The sequence below is a fragment of the Pseudonocardia parietis genome, from assembly GCF_017876315.1.
GTDB lineage: Bacteria > Actinomycetota > Actinomycetes > Mycobacteriales > Pseudonocardiaceae > Pseudonocardia > Pseudonocardia parietis.
The window spans coordinates 2,313,901-2,329,023 of record NZ_JAGINU010000001.1 but is presented as its reverse complement, the minus strand read 5'-3'; the positions used below and the strand labels follow the sequence as shown (position 1 = coordinate 2,329,023).

At 73.0% G+C, this 15,123-nt stretch carries 17 protein-coding genes; 3 read left to right on the top strand and 14 right to left on the bottom strand.

Translation table 11 applies throughout. The features are described 5' to 3' along the window. Nucleotides 1-34: 34 nt before the first annotated feature. Complete coding sequence (locus JOF36_RS11030) at nucleotides 35-367, bottom strand: plasmid stabilization protein (protein ID WP_210026597.1); 333 nt, start codon at nucleotides 365-367, stop codon at nucleotides 35-37. An 84-nt stretch (nucleotides 368-451) separates the two neighbouring features. Next, nucleotides 452-703, bottom strand: coding sequence for a hypothetical protein (locus JOF36_RS11025; RefSeq protein ID WP_210026596.1), 252 nt, complete (start codon nucleotides 701-703; stop codon nucleotides 452-454). A 162-nt stretch (nucleotides 704-865) separates the two neighbouring features. On the opposite strand from JOF36_RS11025, the gene JOF36_RS11020 reads away from it, so the two are divergent. Continuing rightward, entirely contained in the window at nucleotides 866-1,204 is a 339-nt protein-coding gene (locus tag JOF36_RS11020; RefSeq protein WP_210026594.1) for an SDR family NAD(P)-dependent oxidoreductase, read from the top strand. A 50-nt stretch (nucleotides 1,205-1,254) separates the two neighbouring features. Here the strand turns inward: JOF36_RS11020 and JOF36_RS11015 are convergent, their stop codons facing one another. The 6 genes from JOF36_RS11015 to JOF36_RS10990 form a co-directional block, all read right to left on the bottom strand. Continuing rightward, nucleotides 1,255-2,184 (bottom strand): 1-phosphofructokinase family hexose kinase, encoded by a 930-nt coding sequence (locus tag JOF36_RS11015; protein WP_210026593.1) that lies wholly within the window; start codon nucleotides 2,182-2,184, stop codon nucleotides 1,255-1,257. After that, nucleotides 2,181-2,930, bottom strand: a complete 750-nt coding sequence (gene surE, locus JOF36_RS11010; protein ID WP_307862315.1) for a 5'/3'-nucleotidase SurE — start codon at nucleotides 2,928-2,930, stop codon at nucleotides 2,181-2,183. Before surE ends, JOF36_RS11015 begins: the two co-directional genes overlap by 4 nt. 72 nt (nucleotides 2,931-3,002) lie before the next feature. Then, complete coding sequence (locus tag JOF36_RS11005; protein ID WP_210026589.1) at nucleotides 3,003-4,670, bottom strand: class I adenylate-forming enzyme family protein; 1,668 nt, start codon at nucleotides 4,668-4,670, stop codon at nucleotides 3,003-3,005. 77 nt (nucleotides 4,671-4,747) lie between these two features. Next, nucleotides 4,748-5,929 (bottom strand): acyl-CoA dehydrogenase family protein, encoded by a 1,182-nt coding sequence (locus tag JOF36_RS11000; RefSeq protein ID WP_245350788.1) that lies wholly within the window; start codon nucleotides 5,927-5,929, stop codon nucleotides 4,748-4,750. Nucleotides 5,930-5,994: 65 nt separating this feature from the next. Continuing rightward, the gene (locus JOF36_RS10995) at nucleotides 5,995-6,975 is read right to left on the bottom strand and encodes a zinc-binding dehydrogenase (protein WP_210026587.1); all 981 of its coding nucleotides are present in this window, start codon (nucleotides 6,973-6,975) and stop codon (nucleotides 5,995-5,997) included. A gap of 107 nt (nucleotides 6,976-7,082) precedes the next feature. Further along, nucleotides 7,083-7,763, bottom strand: a complete 681-nt coding sequence (locus tag JOF36_RS10990) for a TetR/AcrR family transcriptional regulator (protein WP_210026586.1) — start codon at nucleotides 7,761-7,763, stop codon at nucleotides 7,083-7,085. Nucleotides 7,764-7,858: 95 nt separating this feature from the next. Between JOF36_RS10990 and JOF36_RS10985 the strand changes: the two genes are divergently transcribed. Further along, nucleotides 7,859-8,668 carry a nuclear transport factor 2 family protein gene (locus JOF36_RS10985; protein WP_210026585.1) on the top strand — a complete coding sequence of 270 codons (810 nt, stop codon included), beginning with the start codon at nucleotides 7,859-7,861 and terminating at the stop codon, nucleotides 8,666-8,668. Nucleotides 8,669-8,678: 10 nt separating this feature from the next. Here the strand turns inward: JOF36_RS10985 and JOF36_RS10980 are convergent, their stop codons facing one another. Genes JOF36_RS10980 through JOF36_RS10955 form a run of 6 tightly spaced genes read right to left on the bottom strand, consistent with a single transcriptional unit; the run spans nucleotide 8,679 to nucleotide 14,068 of the window. Beyond that, complete coding sequence (locus JOF36_RS10980) at nucleotides 8,679-9,683, bottom strand: LLM class flavin-dependent oxidoreductase (protein WP_210026584.1); 1,005 nt, start codon at nucleotides 9,681-9,683, stop codon at nucleotides 8,679-8,681. Further along, a complete protein-coding gene (locus JOF36_RS10975) occupies nucleotides 9,680-10,348 on the bottom strand; it encodes an ABC transporter ATP-binding protein (RefSeq protein WP_307862314.1) in 669 nt (222 codons plus the stop codon). The genes JOF36_RS10980 and JOF36_RS10975 overlap by 4 nt, the downstream gene beginning before the upstream one ends. Then, complete coding sequence (locus tag JOF36_RS10970; protein ID WP_210026583.1) at nucleotides 10,335-11,156, bottom strand: ABC transporter ATP-binding protein; 822 nt, start codon at nucleotides 11,154-11,156, stop codon at nucleotides 10,335-10,337. Before JOF36_RS10970 ends, JOF36_RS10975 begins: the two co-directional genes overlap by 14 nt. After that, nucleotides 11,153-12,001 (bottom strand): branched-chain amino acid ABC transporter permease, encoded by an 849-nt coding sequence (locus JOF36_RS10965; RefSeq protein WP_210026582.1) that lies wholly within the window; start codon nucleotides 11,999-12,001, stop codon nucleotides 11,153-11,155. Before JOF36_RS10965 ends, JOF36_RS10970 begins: the two co-directional genes overlap by 4 nt. Then, a complete protein-coding gene (locus JOF36_RS10960) occupies nucleotides 12,001-12,897 on the bottom strand; it encodes a branched-chain amino acid ABC transporter permease (RefSeq protein ID WP_210026581.1) in 897 nt (298 codons plus the stop codon). The genes JOF36_RS10965 and JOF36_RS10960 overlap by 1 nt, the downstream gene beginning before the upstream one ends. Nucleotide 12,898: 1 nt before the next feature. Further along, entirely contained in the window at nucleotides 12,899-14,068 is a 1,170-nt protein-coding gene (locus JOF36_RS10955; RefSeq protein ID WP_210026579.1) for an ABC transporter substrate-binding protein, read from the bottom strand. 181 nt (nucleotides 14,069-14,249) lie between these two features. Between JOF36_RS10955 and JOF36_RS10950 the strand changes: the two genes are divergently transcribed. Next, nucleotides 14,250-15,074, top strand: a complete 825-nt coding sequence (locus tag JOF36_RS10950) for a mycofactocin-coupled SDR family oxidoreductase (RefSeq protein WP_210026577.1) — start codon at nucleotides 14,250-14,252, stop codon at nucleotides 15,072-15,074. Nucleotides 15,075-15,123 lie beyond the last annotated feature (49 nt).

Here is a 15,123-nt window from a genome sequence, read left to right as displayed (position 1 = left end):
ACGCCGCGGGGTACACCGGGAGATCGTCCCGGGATCAACTCCGCTTCAGTGCGGACTGCAGCTCGTCCTTGTTCATCGACGACCGGCCGGAGATGCCGGCCCGCTGCGCGTCGGCGTAGAGCTGCTCCTTGGTCCGGCCCATGGGCCCTTCACGGCGACCGGACCGCTTACCGCCCCGGTGCTCGGGTGAGACGTCGTCGGTCGAGGTCCGGCTCGCCTCCCGGGACTCGCCCTCCTGCGCACGGTCCTTGTTCACCGTGCGGGCGGCGATCTCCTTGGCCCGCTTCTCGGAGCTGCCGCGTTCCTCGGTCTGCTCCTTGATGTGCTCGTACTGACGTTCCCGCTTGTCGTTCCATGCCTGCGGCACGACGTCACCTCCGGTGTCGGGTTCCTCGTCAACGATGGATACCCGGTCACGGGCCGGCCACACACCGCCCCGGCGACCAGCAGCTCAGGAGGGCGTCGAGTCGCGGCCGAGCACCGTGAACCATCGGCGCCGCTCGAGCAGGGCGTCGATGTCGTCGCTGATGTGCTCCCGGGCGGTGGGCTCCAGGTCGGGCGACCTCAGGTGCTCGCTGAGCCTGGCCAGGACACGGTCGACGTCGTCGAGGGTGGGCACGTGGTGCCCACCGCGGTCCGGGGCGGAGCGGACGGTGTCCGCTTCACGCTGCTGGTCCGTGGTGGAGGAAGTGGTGGAGGACATCGTCGCTCCGGGTCCCTTCTGGAGATCCCGCCCGGCGGTCGCCGCGCGCGTGTCGTCGCGATACCACCCGGACGGGCGACCCAAACGGCGCTCCCGACCGGCCTCGTCCGGCCGGGGCCGCTCCGCGCGTTCCGGCTGCCACGTGGCGGGTAGGCGGATGCCATGGGAGACAATGAGAAGCCACTTGCGCTGGTCACCGGCGCGTCGTCGGGCATCGGGCGGCAACTCGCACTGGACCTCGCCGGCCGCGGATACGACCTGGTGGTGTGTGCGGAGGACGCCGAGCTCGACCCGGCGGTGGACGAGTTCCGCGCGGCAGGGGCCGAGGCGACCCCGGCGCAGGTCGCCCGCCACGGTATCGACGCGATGCTCGCCGGTCGGGAGAAGGTGGTGGCGAGTTCGCCGTCGACCCGGGCCCAGGGCGCGGCGAACTCGGTCCTGCCGGAGTCGGCGAAGGCGGCGATGCACGGCCGGATGGCCGAACCCGGCTCCGCGGAGTGAGAGAAGCTTGCGGAACGAACCTCAGCACCGAGAGACCTCAGCCGCGGCGGTCACTCCAGCGGGGCGAGGCCGACCCGCTCGGCCAGCACCTCCACGGTGTCCGCCCCGCCGGTGCCCAGCCCGTGCCGGACGACGTTGAGCGCTCCGCACGCCGCACCGGTCCGCAGCACGGACTCCCAGTCGTCACCGGCCGCGAGCCCGGCGGTCATCCCCGCGGTCTGTGAGTCGCCGGCTCCCCGGGGCTCGGCGGCCTCGACCGGCGGCGGGGTCACGACGAGTATCCGCTCGCCGTCGTAGGCCAGCGCGGGCTCCCCCGCCCGGCTCACCACCACCCGGCGCGCGCCGTGGGACTGGAGGTCCTTCAGCGCGGTGACCAGGTCGCCGAGCTCGGTCGACGGGGCGTGCCCGTGCTCGACCAGCTCGTCGTCGGACACCTTCAGCAGGTCCACGCCGGCGTCGATGACGGCCTCGAGCCGGTCGCCGGACAGGTCGGCGACCACCCGGACGTCGTTCGCGGTGAGGTCGTGCGCGAGGCGCCGGTAGAGCGATGCGGGGATCACCGAGTCCGCCTGCGGGCCGGAGAGCAGCACCGTCCCGGACTCCAGCCCGGACGCGAGGGTCAGCTCGTAGAGGCCGTCGAGCTCGTGGCGGTCCAGCGGCGCGGCGTCCTCGGTGGCGATCTCGACCCGCTCGGCGCCGGTGCGCCGGTCGTGCACGTAGCCACCGTTGCGGGCGGCGGAGTGCACCGTCCGCAGCTCGACGCCGTCGACCGCGATCAGCTGCTCGAGCAGGCGCCCGGTCTCCCCGCCGAGCGCCGCGCACAGGCACACCGAGGTGCCCAGCGAGCCGAGCATCCGGGCCTGCCACACACCCTGGCCACCCGCGTGCACGTGCAGTTCGGCCGATCCGGCGCGGTCCTCGACGGTCACGGTGAGGATCGGGGACGGCGCGAGCACCGTGACCCGCTGCCCGCCGGTCACCGGGCGGCTCCGGCGCCCGGCAGGACCGGTGGCGCGACCTCGCAGAGGCCGCCGAGCGCGGTCAGCGTGGGGTGGCCCTCGGCGAGCAGCGCCCGGTCGGTGTCCGGCTCGGGTGGCCGGTCGGTCCCGACCTCACGCAACAGCACACCGTCCACCCCGGACTCCTCGACCAGGGTCCGCACCGAGCCCTCCGGGTCGAGCGGGGCGCTGCGCAGCTCGCGGTGTTCCCCGGCGGGCCGGTCCGGCACGTTGAGCGAGAACGTGGACCCGGCCGCGCTGTCACGCAGCAGCGGCAGGAGCTGCTCGACGTGGCCGCGCACCGCGTCCCAGTCCTCGGGTTCGGTCGACCCGAGCGGCACGTCCAACGACACCGCGAGGCCCCGGGCCCCCTGCAGACCGGCGGTCAGCGCCGCCCCGACGGTGCCCGAGTGCAGCACCGCCCGCCCCACGTTCGCACCCCGGTTGATACCGGACAGGACCAGCTCCGGGGGTGGGTCGAGCCAGCCGTGCAGGGCGACGACGACGATGTGCGCCGGCGCCGCGCGCACGGCGTGGGCGGGAGCCTCCGCGAGCGGCGGACGCTCCTCGGTCACCGTGCGTCCCTGTTCCTGGACGGCCGTCACCGAGGCCGAGGCCCCGGAGTACTGCCGATCGGGGGCGGCGACGACGACGTCCAGCCCGGCGCCGGCGGCCACATCGGCCAGCACGGCCAGCCCGGGTGATTCGATGCCGTCGTCATTGGTCACGAGAGCGCGTGGGCCTGAGGTCACGGAATGAAGTACCCGCCACCGCGCGGCGGACACATCGGATCGTGGCGCTCAGGGCGTCGCCGGGGCCGCGGTGGCGACGGCGTCCGGCACACCGGCACCGGCCGGCTCGGCCAGCAGCCGGTCCCGCAGGCGGAACTTCTGGATCTTCGTCGCGGACATCGGCCACTCCGAGACGAAGCGCACGTGGCGCGGCACCTTGTACCGGGCCAGCCCACCCCTGCAGAACTCGAGCACCTCGTCCGCGGTCAGCTCCGCACCGTGCCGGAGCTCGACGAAGGCGGCAGGCACCTCGCCGTAGCGGTCGTCGGGTACACCGACGACACAGGCGAGCGCGATGTCCGGATGGCCGGTGAGGAAGGCCTCGACCTCCAGGCACCCGACGTTCTCGCCGCCCACCTTGAGCATGTCCTTGATCCGGCCCCGGAAGGTCAGGTTCCCGCGGTCGTCGATCGCGGCGAGATCGCCGGTGCAGAACCATCCCTGCGCGTCGATGCTCGCCGCCGTCTTCTCCGGGTCGTTGCGGTAGCCCTGGAAGAGGTTGAACCCGCGGATGTGGAGCAGCCCGGTCTCGCCGGCGGGCCGCACCTCGCCGGTGGCCGGGTCGCGGACCTCTGCCTCCACCCCGCTGAACGGTTTGCCGGAGGTGATCCGTTCCTCCAGCGGGTCGTCCAGCCGCCCCATGATGGCCACGCCACCGGTCTCTGTGGAGCCGTAGCAGCTGACGTGCGCGGTGTGCGGCAGCTGCTCCTGGAAACCGCGCAGCAGGTCGGGCGGGCCGACGGTGAGCATCGCCCGCACGCGGCGGAAGGTATCCGCGCGGTAGCGCGGGTGCCCCAGCAGCGGAGCCGTCAGTGTGGGGTAGGCGGGGTAGAGCAGCGTCGCGCGTTCCCGCTCGATCAGATCCAGCGCGGCGTCCGGCTCGAAGTGGGTCATCGAGATCCAGGCGGCCCCCGCACCGAACACCGCCACCATCGGGGCCTGCGCGCTGACGTGGAACATCGGGAGCGGGTTCCACATCCGGTCGGCCGCCGTGATCCGGAACGCCTCCTCACCGCACGCCCGTCCGAGCCGCACGACGGACTCGTGGGTCAGCGGGCAGCCCTTCGGCTCGGCGGTCGTGCCGGAGGTGTACATCATGATGTACGGAGCAGCCGGTGGGACGGCGAGCGCCGCGGCACGGACGGTGCCGGCGTCGACCGGCGCGCCCCGCTCCAGGAACGCCGTCCCGCCGACGAAACCGGCCGCGGAGCGGGTCCCCATCAGCACCGCGTGGTCGAGGCCGGGTGCGCCCGCCACCGCCGGGGTCTCACCGGCGTCTCCGGTCGCGAGCTCCGGCAACGCCCGGTGCAGCCGGTCGACGTAGTCGACGTGCTCGTCGACCGCGTCCGTCGTGACGAGCACCCGCATCCCGGAGTCGGCCACCACGTGCGCGATCTCGCGGGGTGCGAGCCGCGCGTTGACCGGAACGAACAGCGCCCCGGTCATCGACGTCCCGATCATGACGTGGACGAAGTCGAGGCAGTTGGGCATCAGGGTGCCGACGGCGTCGCCGGGGCCGATCCCGAGCGCGGTCAGGGCACGGGCGACGTCGGTGGCCCGCTCGTGCACCTCGCGGTACGAGCGCCTCACCTCCGGGAAGACGACACAGTCGGCGTCCGGGTGCTCGCGGGTGGCCCGCTCGACGAGTCGCGGCAGGGTCAGGATCGGGTCGGCCATGAGACATCTCCTCGTTGAGCTGCTCGACGGTGGGTGTCAGGTTCGGAGCGCGACCTCGGCGTCGCCCTACGGCACGTTCACGAGAACGACCGGGGCAGGCCGAGCCCCTCGGCGATGCCGTTGCGGGCCATCTCGTTGGTGACCGGGCCGATCCGGAACAGCCGCACGTCCCGCCAGTAGCGCTGCATGTCGGTCTCGGCGGAGTACCCCATGCCGCCGAGGATCTGCAGCCCGAGGTCGGCGGCCTGTCCGCCGAGCTCGGAGGCGACGACCTTGGCCATGTTGGCCTCCTGCCCGCAGGGCCTGCCGAGCGACTGCATCCAGGCGGCCCGGTTGACCATGAGCTCGGCCTGGTCGCGCCACATGGCGATGTTCGCGATGTGGTGCTGCAGCGACTGGAACCGGCCGATCACCCCGCCGAAGGCCTCGCGCTCCATGGCGTAGCGCACGGCGTCCTCCAGGACCCCGTCCATGATCCCGACGCAGAACGACGACAGCATGATCCGTTCGTTGTTGAGCGTCGGCAGCAGCATGCGCCAGGCCCGGTTCTCCTCGCCGAGCAGGTTCTCCTCCGGTACGAACACGTCGTCGAGGTAGACGTCGCAGGAGCCCAGGGACCGCATCCCGACCTTGGGGATCTCCCGGATCGTGACGCCCTCGCTGCGCGCCGGGAGGATGAACAGCGACACGCCCTGGTGTCGCTTGTCCGTGTAGTCGGCGGTGCGGGCCAGCAGCAGGATGTAGTCGGCGACGTGGGCCATCGAGCTCCACGTCTTCTGCCCGTTGACGACCCAGCCGCCGTCGACCTTCTTCGCCCGCGTGCGCAGACCGCCCAGCAGGTCGGTGCCGCCGCCTGGTTCGGTGAAGCCGATCGCCCACTTCTCCCGTCCCTCGGTGATGGCGGTGAGATGGCGGCGCTTCTGCTCCTCGGTGCCGTAGAGGCCGACGGACTTGCCGCCCGCGAACGAGGTGATCCCCCACACCCAGGTCAGCCCGGCCAGCGAGCGGGCCAGGCCGCGGGCCAGGATCATCTGGGTCAGGATGTCGCCGCCCTGGCCCCCGTACTCCTCCGGCAGCCCGATGCCGTGGAAGCCCGCGGTGGTGAACTTGTCCCACAGCGCGTGCGGGAAGTTGTACTCGTCCTTCTCGAGCTCGCGCGCCCACTCCTTCGGTGCCTCCCGGTCCACCCAGTCCCGCACGGTCTTCCGGAAGAGCTGCTGCTGCTCGTTGAGCTCGAAGTCCACTGTCCTGCCTCGCATCCGCCGACACTGCGCTGTGCGACTCCACGATAGCCGCCCAGACAACCGTTTGGTAGGGCTGAGTGCTACGCCACGGCCTCCGGCACGATGACGACCTTGCCGAACGCCTCGCCTGCGGCGAGCTTCGCGAACGCCTCCGGCGCCCGTTCCAGTCCGAACACGGAGTCGACGTGCGGGACGACGCCGCGCGCCTCGCACAGCGCCAGGAGATCGCGCAGCTCCTCGATCCGGCCCATCGCGGATCCGTGCACCGTGATGTGCTGCAGGAACAACCGGAACAGGTCGGTCCGGACCGCAGCACCGGCCGTCGCCCCCGCCACGACCACCGTCCCGCCCGGGCGCACCGAGCGCAGCGAGTGCTCCCAGGTCGGCCCACCGACGGTGTCGATCACCAGATCGACCCGTTCGGGGAGCCGCTCGCCGGAGCCGAAGCACCCGTCGGCACCCAGTGCCCGCGCCTTCTCCAGCTTCTCCGGGGTCCGGCCGGTGACCTGCACCCGCAGCCCGGCCGAGCGCCCCAGCACGATCGCCGCGGTCGCGACGCCCCCGCTGGCCCCCTGCACCAGCACGGTCTGCCCGGGTCGCGCCGCGCCGCGGACGAACAGCATCCGGTAGGCGGTGAGCCACGCGGTCGGCAGGCAGGCGGCCTGCTCGAAGCTCAGTGACGCGGGCTTGTCGACGAGGTTGCGCTCGGGCACGACGACCCGTTCGGCCAGCCCGCCCTGCAGCGCGTCGGCGAGCATCCCCCGCCGGGGATCGAGCAGCTCGTCGCCGTGACCGCGGTCCGGGTCGGCCACCAGTGCGTGCACGACGACCTCGCGCCCGTCTTCGGTGACGCCGGCGACGTCGGACCCGAGCACCATCGGGAGCCTGTCCTCACTCACCCCGACACCCCGCAACGCCCACAGGTCGTGGTGGTTCAGCGAGGCCGCCCGCACGGTGACGAGCACCTGGCCCGGCCCGGGAACGAGATCCGCACGGTCGACGACCTCCACCGCGTCGGCTGGGGCATCTGCAGAGATCTTGCTGGCGACGACGGCACGCACCGGGCGGCCCCTCTCGATCGGGTGACAACTCCCAGCAACCATACGTTGGTTTGGGCAGCCCGTCAGTAGTTCGACCGTGGGTGGCGACCGGACCCGGCGCCGGAGCCTCAGCCGGTGGCGCCGCCCGGCGACGCCCCGGCCCGTTCCGGTGCCGCACCCGCCGATCGACGGTCGGGCAGCAGCATCCCGTCGACCAGCAGGTCCGCGTACTGGTCGGCGATCTCCTCGGGCGAGCGGGCTCCCGGGCGGTACCAGCGGTAGACCCAGTTCGTCGCACCCAGCACCGCCAGCGCCGCGAGCTGGGGATCGACGTCGGGCTTGAGCCGGCCGTCCGCCTTCGCCTCGGCGACGAGGTCCGCGATCAGGGTCTGGTAGTCGCGGATCGGCATCCGGGCCCGCCGTTCGTCGGAGAGCTGGTCGAACTCGTGCAGCAGGACCGTGGTCTCGACGAGGTTGTCGATCAGGTAGACGACGTGCCCGCGGACGACCGCCCGCAGTCGTTCCACGGGGTCGAGATCGGCGCCGGCCACCGCACGCAGGTTGGCGAGGCCCTCCTCGTAGACCGAGTGGACCACCTCGAACAGCAGGTCGTCCTTGCTCCGGATGTAGTGGTAGAGGCTGCCCTTGAGCACGCCGAACTCGTCGGCGATGTCCTGCAGGGTGGTGGACTTGTATCCCTTGCGGGCGAAGATGCGGGCCGCGATGTCCAGCAGTTCCTGCCAGCGTCCGTCGTCCGCCCGGAACGGCGGAGCGGTGTCCGCGCGCGCGGAGCGCCTCCTGTTCACCACCCGCCCAACCTAACAGCAGGTCGGTCCGGCGCCGCTTGACATCCCGACCGTATCCACCTAACGATTGGTTGGGCAACGGCACTCGGGAGGGCACCATGGAGTCGGTCGACGGTCTGCACCCGCTCGCGGCGTTGCTGCGCCGGTACGCGTTCGCATACACCGCGGCGCACGACTTCACGGTGTGCCGCGAGATCATGGTCGACGGCTACGTGCTGCGCATGGGGGACGTCGAGCTCCGCGGCCGCGACGACCAGTACGTGCCAGCCACCGAGAAGCAGTACCGCCAGTTCCCCGGCCTCGGGTTCACCGTGCACGAGCTGGTGCTCGGCGAGGACCGGGCCGCGTTCCACTTCACCGAGCACGGCCGATCGGCGCTGCACGGCGGGTACGCCTCGTGGCAGGGGGTCAGCCTCTACCGCTGGGACGGCGAGCGACTGCTCGAGTGCCGCGTCGAGCAGGACTACCACGCCCGACGCAGCCAGCAGCGACTCGGCACGGCCCACCCCGTCCGTCCGGCGGGCCTCGACCCGTGGACGGCGCCGGCGCGACCGCCCGAGCCCGAGGCCGAGTCCGCCGCCCGTCGCTGGCTGGCTGCGGGCCGGCTGCTGGACGTCCCGATCGGCGACCTCGACGACGAACGCGACGCCCTGCCGCGCCGGATGTTGCTGAGCGCACCGGGGACCGAGGTCCTGGACCTGTTCGCCGCCGGCGACCGGGTCGCCTTCCATGTCGTGACGCGTGGGAGCTACGCGGGCGGGCTCGACGGGCGCGATCACCTCCGGGGGCTCCCGGCGAGCCTGTACGCCTCCGGCCTGCTGACGGTGCGCGACGGCGAGGTGACCGACGTGCACGCCGTCACCGACCGGCTCGCCGCCGAACGGCGCCTGGGCGACCGGTATCCGTGATCCGCCGCGCTCACCCCGGCCCGGCCGCGGTGGGTCCCGGCTCCCGCAGCAGCCGCGGCAGGGTGCCCGCGACGAGCTCCACGTGCCGGTCGACCAGGTCGGCGTCGAGCCCGCCGATGTCGCCGAAGCAGAAGACGTCGGTCGCCGGCAGCCCCGCGGTGCGTTCGCGGACCACTGCCGCGGCCTGCTGCGGTGTCACGACCTGCAGCTTCGGCAGCACCGCCGGCCCGCGCGCGGCCCCGCGGTCGTTCCCGGCGTAGGTGGCGCGGTTGTGCCGGGCGAGCGGCCGGATCCGGGCGAGCGCCGAGTCCGGGTCGTCGGCGAGGAACAGGTTGACCAGCCCGCCGACCCGGGGCAGGCCCGGCCCGGTGAACGCGTCCCGGTAGGTCCGGTACAGCTCGTGATCGAGCCAGAGCAGTCCGGCGCCCGTCCGGCCGGCGATCCGGGCGCCGCGGGGCCCGCGGGCGCCGACCCAGAGCGGCAGCGGGTCCTGGACCGGCGGCGGGGTGGCGGCCCCGGTCGACCACAGATCGGGGCCGGTACGGGCTCCGCCTGCGCTCCGGTCGGTGCCGATGCGGGCTCCGCCTGCGCTACGCCCTCCGAGCTCGGTGACCACCCGCTCGAGGACGGCGTACCGGTCGCCGTGGGCGGCGCCGAACGCGGCGAACTCCGCTTCACGCCACCCCGCGCCCAGCCCCAGTTCGAGGCGCCCGCCGGACAGGATGTCCACGACCGCGGCCTGCTCGGCCAGCGCCTGCACCGGCACGAACGGGGCGACGACGACCGCGGTCCCGATCCGGACCCGGCTCGTGCGCGCCGCGACGGCCGCGGCGAACGTCAACGGGGCGGGCAGGTAGCCGTCGGTGAAGCCGTGGTGCTCGGTGAGCCACACGGCATCGGCGCCCGCGGCCTCGGCGTCGGCGATCCGGCGCAGGGCGTCGGCGTACACCGCGGGCCAGGATCGGGCGCCGCCCGGGTTGCGCAGGTCGTAGTAGAGGCCGACGCGGACCGTCATGTGCCCACGCCGAGGAAGGCACGCTCCAGCCGCGGGTCCCCGGCGAGCTCGGCGGCCCGCCCGGTCAGCACGACCCGCCCCCGGTCCAGCACCGATGCCTCGTCCGCGATCTCCAGGGCGGTCGCGTTCTGCTCCACCATCGCGACGGCGATGCCGCGATCGGCGATCGCGCGCACCGCGGCCATCACGGTGTCGACCATGATCGGGGCGAGCCCCATCGAGGGCTCGTCGAGCAGCACGACGCGCGGGTCGGCCATCAGCGCCCTGCCGAACGCCAGCATCTGCTGCTCGCCGCCGCTGAGCAGGCCACCCGGGGCCGTCCGCCGGGTCGCGAGCACCGGGAACATCTCGTAGACCTCGGCGAGGGTCTGCGACCGGCGCGCGGCCGAGCGGTTCGGATACCCGCCGAGCAGCAGGTTCTCCTCGACCGTCAGCGGCGCGACGATCCGGCGCCCCTCCGGCACCAGCACCATCCCGGCCCGGACGACGCGCCAGGCGGGCCGGCCGGTGATGTCGGCACCGTCGAGCAGCACCCGCCCGCCGGCGGGGCGGACGCCGCCGCAGCTCGCGAGCATCGTCGAGCTCTTCCCGGCACCGTTGGACCCGAGCAGCACGTGCACGTGCCCGGCGCGGGCGACCAGGTCGACGCCGTCAACCGCCCTCACCCGCCCGTAGTGCACCGCCAGGCCCGTGACCTGCAGCAGGGCGCTCTCGTCTGGCTGTGGTGCGGCCAAGGTAGGCCTCCCTCACCCGTTCGTCGAGGACCGCGGTCGCGGGGTCGCCGTCCGCGATGACGCGGCCGAAGTCCACCACCACGAGATGGTCGGTGATCCGGGTGACCAGCTCCAGGTCGTGCTCCACCAGGAGCTGGGTCATCCCGTCGTCGCGCAGGCCGGTCAGCAGCTCACCGATCTCGGCCCGCTCCGCGGGCGACATTCCGGCGACCGGTTCGTCGAGCAGCAGCAGGCGCGGGCGGGCGGCCAGCGCCCGGGCGATCTCCGCACGTCGCTGGTGGCCGTAGGGGAGCTCGTCGGGCCGGAGGTTCTCGACGCCGGCCAGCCCCACCCGGGTGAGCGCCTCGCGGGCCCGCTCGCGGGACTCGCGGTCGGCGCGCGCAGCCCGCCAAGGCCGCAACAGCCCGTCGAGCAGCCGGCTGCCGTCGTCGGCGCCGAGCATCACGTTGTGCAGGACGCTCAGCTCCGGGACCAGCCGGATCGCCTGGAACGTACGGCGGATCCCGGAGCGGGCGATCCACGGTACGCCGCGTCCGGAGACGACCTCGCCGCCGGCGGTGATCCGGCCCCGGGTCGTCGGGGCCAGCCCCGAGACCGCGTTGAGCAGCGTGGTCTTGCCCGAGCCGTTGGGCCCGACGAGGCCGCAGAGGCTGCCCGGCCGGACCGTTAAGGAGACGCCGTCGACAGCTCGCACGCCGCCGAAGTGCACGGCGACGTCGTCGCACTCCAGCGCGTTCACGTCGCCTCCCCCGGTGCCGCGACGGCGCGGCGGCGGATCGCGGGCCACCATCGCCGCGCCGTGCCGACCACCCCGGACGGCGCGAACAGCACCATCACGACGACCAGTGCGCCGTAGACGACGTCGCGCCACTCGTCGACGAACCGCAGCAGCTCCGGCAGTGCCGTGACGACCAGCGCACCCACCAGAGCGCCCACCCAGGAGCCCGAGCCGCCGATGACCACGATCGTCAGCCCGAGCACGACCAGCGGGAACCCGCTCTCCTCGGGGCCGAGCACGCCGAAGATCAGCGGGGTCAGCGCACCCGCGAGGGCACCGAGCAGCGCGCTGAGCACCGACATCGACACCCGCAACCGCCCGGTCTCGACGCCGAGCGAGCGGGCCAGCGGCTCGTCGGTCCGCAGCGCGTCGACGAACCGGCCCCCGGCTCTCGACTGCACCATCGCGACGGCCGCGGTGGCGAGCACGGCGAGCCCGCCGACCGTCCAGACGGTGGCGTCGCGCGGGATGCCGTAGAGGCCGAGCGCGCCGCCGGTGACCGCGTCCCAGCTGAAGGCCAGCGACACGATCAGCAGGTCGAAGGCGATGGTCGCCATGCCCAGGTAGAGCCCGCGCAACCGGCCGAGCACCACGGCCAGGCCGAACGACAGGACACCGGACAGCGCCAGGGCGAGCAGGACGGCGACCGGCCAGCCCACCGCCTCCGCGGTCAGCGCGCAGGTGTAGGCGCCGATCCCCCAGAACCCGGCGGCGGCGAGCGAGAACACCCCGCTGCGGAGCACGACCTGGAACGCCAGGCCGACGATGTAGTAGGCCAGGCCCGTCATGAGCAGTGTCTCGTTCATCAGGCACGCTGCCAGGCGGCACGGGGCACCAGCCCCTGCGGACGCAGGACCAGCACGGCGAGGATGAGCGCGAACGCGATGACGTCGCGGGCCTCACCGGACACGTAGGCCACCGCGAACGTCTCGGCGAAGGCCAGCACGAACGCCCCGACCGCGGCCCCGACGATGCTGCCGACCCCGCCGAGCACGATCACGGCGAAGGCCTTGAGCAGCAACCCGTCACCCATGTGCGGTTCGATCGCATTGGCGTTGGCCGCCAGGAGCAGGCCGCCGCCACCGGCCAGCGCACCACTGATCGCCATGGTGAGCACGGAGAGCCGGGCGACCGGTATCCCCAGCAGGTCGGCGGTCGCCGGGTCCACGGCGATCGTGCGCAGCGCACGACCGGACCGGGTCCGGGCGATCCACCAGGCGAGCACGCCGGCGAGGACCACCGCGAGCACGACGATCGCGATCTGCAGGGTCGAGATCCGGATCGGGCCCCACTGGTGGACCGCCGTGGCGGCGGTGTCCCCCGGCAGGTTGACCACCTCGGCGTCGGCCAGGTTCAGCGCCACCGCGACCGGGAGCAGACCGGCGCCGATGCTCGCGATGAGGACGCCGAGCTCGGCCTGCCCGCGCGAGGCCGCCCGCCGCCGCAGCGGCCCGAAGACCAGCAGCTGCAGCAGCGTGGACAGGACCGCACCCACCGCGGCCGCGAGCACGACGAGCACCGGGAGCCCCAGCGCGGTCCCGCTGTCGCGCAGGAGCAGGTAGACGCTGAACGCCCCGAACATGAAGATCGATCCGTGGGCGAGGTTGAGCACGTCCAGCACGCCCCAGGACAGCGTCAGCCCGGAGGAGAAGAGCAGGTAGATCCCGCCCAGGACGACGGCGTTGACCAGCTGGTCGAGCACGTCACGACCCGGCCGTCGGGCCCGCGAGCTGCTCGCGACCGTCCTGCCAGGTGTTCACCAGGCCGGGGACGCGCGCGTCGCGCCCCTCGAACCGGATGGTCCCGACCGCCCCGTCGATGCCGGCCGCCGCCGCGGTCTCCAGGCCCGCCCGGACGCCGTCGCGGTCGGCCGAGGGAGCCGCCTCGATCCCGGCGGCGACCAGCATCATCGAGTCCCACCCCTGCGCCGCGAAGACGGACGGCTCGGCGCCGTGGATCGAGCGGTAGTACTCGGTGAACGCCACGGTCGAGGGTGCCTGTCCGTCGACGTTGAAGTCGGACGCCCAGATGGCACCCTCGGCGAGCGGGCCGAGGGGTGCGAGGACACCACCGCCGAAGCTCTGCGAGCCGACGACCGTGCCGGTGAAGCCGGCCTGGCGGAGCTGGGTGATCACGGTGACGTTCGGGGTGCCCTGCCCGAGCATGATCACCGCGTCCGGCGCGTGGCCCGCGACCCCGGACGCGAGAGCGGCGAAGTCGAAGCCGGCGCCCTGGAACTTCTCGCTCGCCGGCACTGCGATCCCGGCCTCGGCGAGCAACGGCGGGAAGGTCTGCTCGGCGAGCTCGACGAGCGTGGCGTTGTCGCTCTGGTAGACGATCGCCGCGGTCTTCACCCCCTGTGCGGCCAGCCGGTCCACCACGAGGTTCTGGTAGCTGGTCTGGGGTGCCGTGGAGCGGAAGACGTGGTCCCCGGCGTCGAGCACGCCCGGCACCCCGGACTGCATCGCGACCAGCGGGACGCCCTCCTGCTGGGCCACCGGCGCCACGGCGAGGGCGACCTGGCTGGCGCATCCGAAGGTCGCGGCGACCGCGTCGCCGCCGGCGATCCGGGTCATCACCGCGGCGGCCTCGCGTGGGTTGGTCGCGGTGTCCTCGACCGCGAGCTCGACCGAGGTGTCCGGGCCGGCCAGCCGATCCTCGTTGATCTTCCGGACGGCGGTCTCGGCGCCGGTGCGGGCGGCGTTCCCGCAGAACGACGCCCCGCCGGTGAGGTCGGCGAGCATCGCGACCTCGACGGTGGGCGGCCGGTCACCGGATGCGGTGTCGCTGTCGGTGGAACCCTGGCTGCTGCAGCCCGCCGCGACGAACACGATCACGGCGGCCAGCGCGACTCTGCTGCTGGTCCTGTACACGGATACCCCTCCGAGCAACCAGACGTTGGTTTGGGCGCTGACGCTAGAGCGCGCCTGTTCCCTCGTCAATGCGACGTTCGGCCTACAGGGCCAGCCCGCGAACGGCGGCCGATGACCTCGAGCCGGATCTCGACGTCCTCGCGTTGCAGATTTCCCGCCCAAACTATCGTATGGTTGATAGATGACGGATTCCGAGCGCCCGGGGCGGCTGCACGGTCAGGTAGCGATGATCACCGGTGCCGCCCGTGGCCAGGGCCGGATGCACGCGCTCCGCTTCGCACAGGAGGGCGCCGACCTCGTACTCCTCGATGTCTGCGGACCCGTGGCCGCGCTGGGTTACCCACCCTCGGATCCGGACGACCTCGCCCACACCGTCGCGCTCGCCGAGCAGGCGGGAGCGCGGGTGGTGGCCCACCGCGGTGACGTCCGCAACCTCGACGACGTCGAGGCAGCGGTGGCCGACGGCGTCCGGGCCTTCGGCCGGCTCGACGTCGTGGTCGCCAACGCCGGGATCAGCGACTGGGGCCGGCTGTGGGAGATCACCCCCGAGCAATGGCGGACGGTGCTCGACGTCAACCTCACCGGTGTCTGGCACACGCTCCGGGCAGCCGTGCCGCCCATGATCGAGGCGGGTCGCGGGGGTTCGATCGTGACGATCAGTTCGGTGGCCGGCACGAAACCGCTGCCCGGCCAGGCCCACTACAGCGCCGCCAAGCACGGCGTCGTCGGGTTGACCGGTACCGCGGCGCTGGAGCTCGCGCCGTACGACATCCGCGTCAACTCGGTGCACCCATGGGCGGTCGACACGCCCATGGCGACCGACGAGAAGCTCAAGGAGCTCCTGCGCTCGGAACGCCGGTACCTGGCCTCGTTCGGACAGGTGCTCAGCGAGCCGGCGGCCACACCGCGCGACATCTCCGATGCGGTCCTCTGGCTCGCCTGCGCGGAGTCCCGGACCGTCACCGGCATCGCGCTCCCGGTCGATCTGGGCGCGACCCTGGTGTGACACCGCGCAGCACCTCGGAACCACGGCACACGGTGATCGAAAGAAGCGA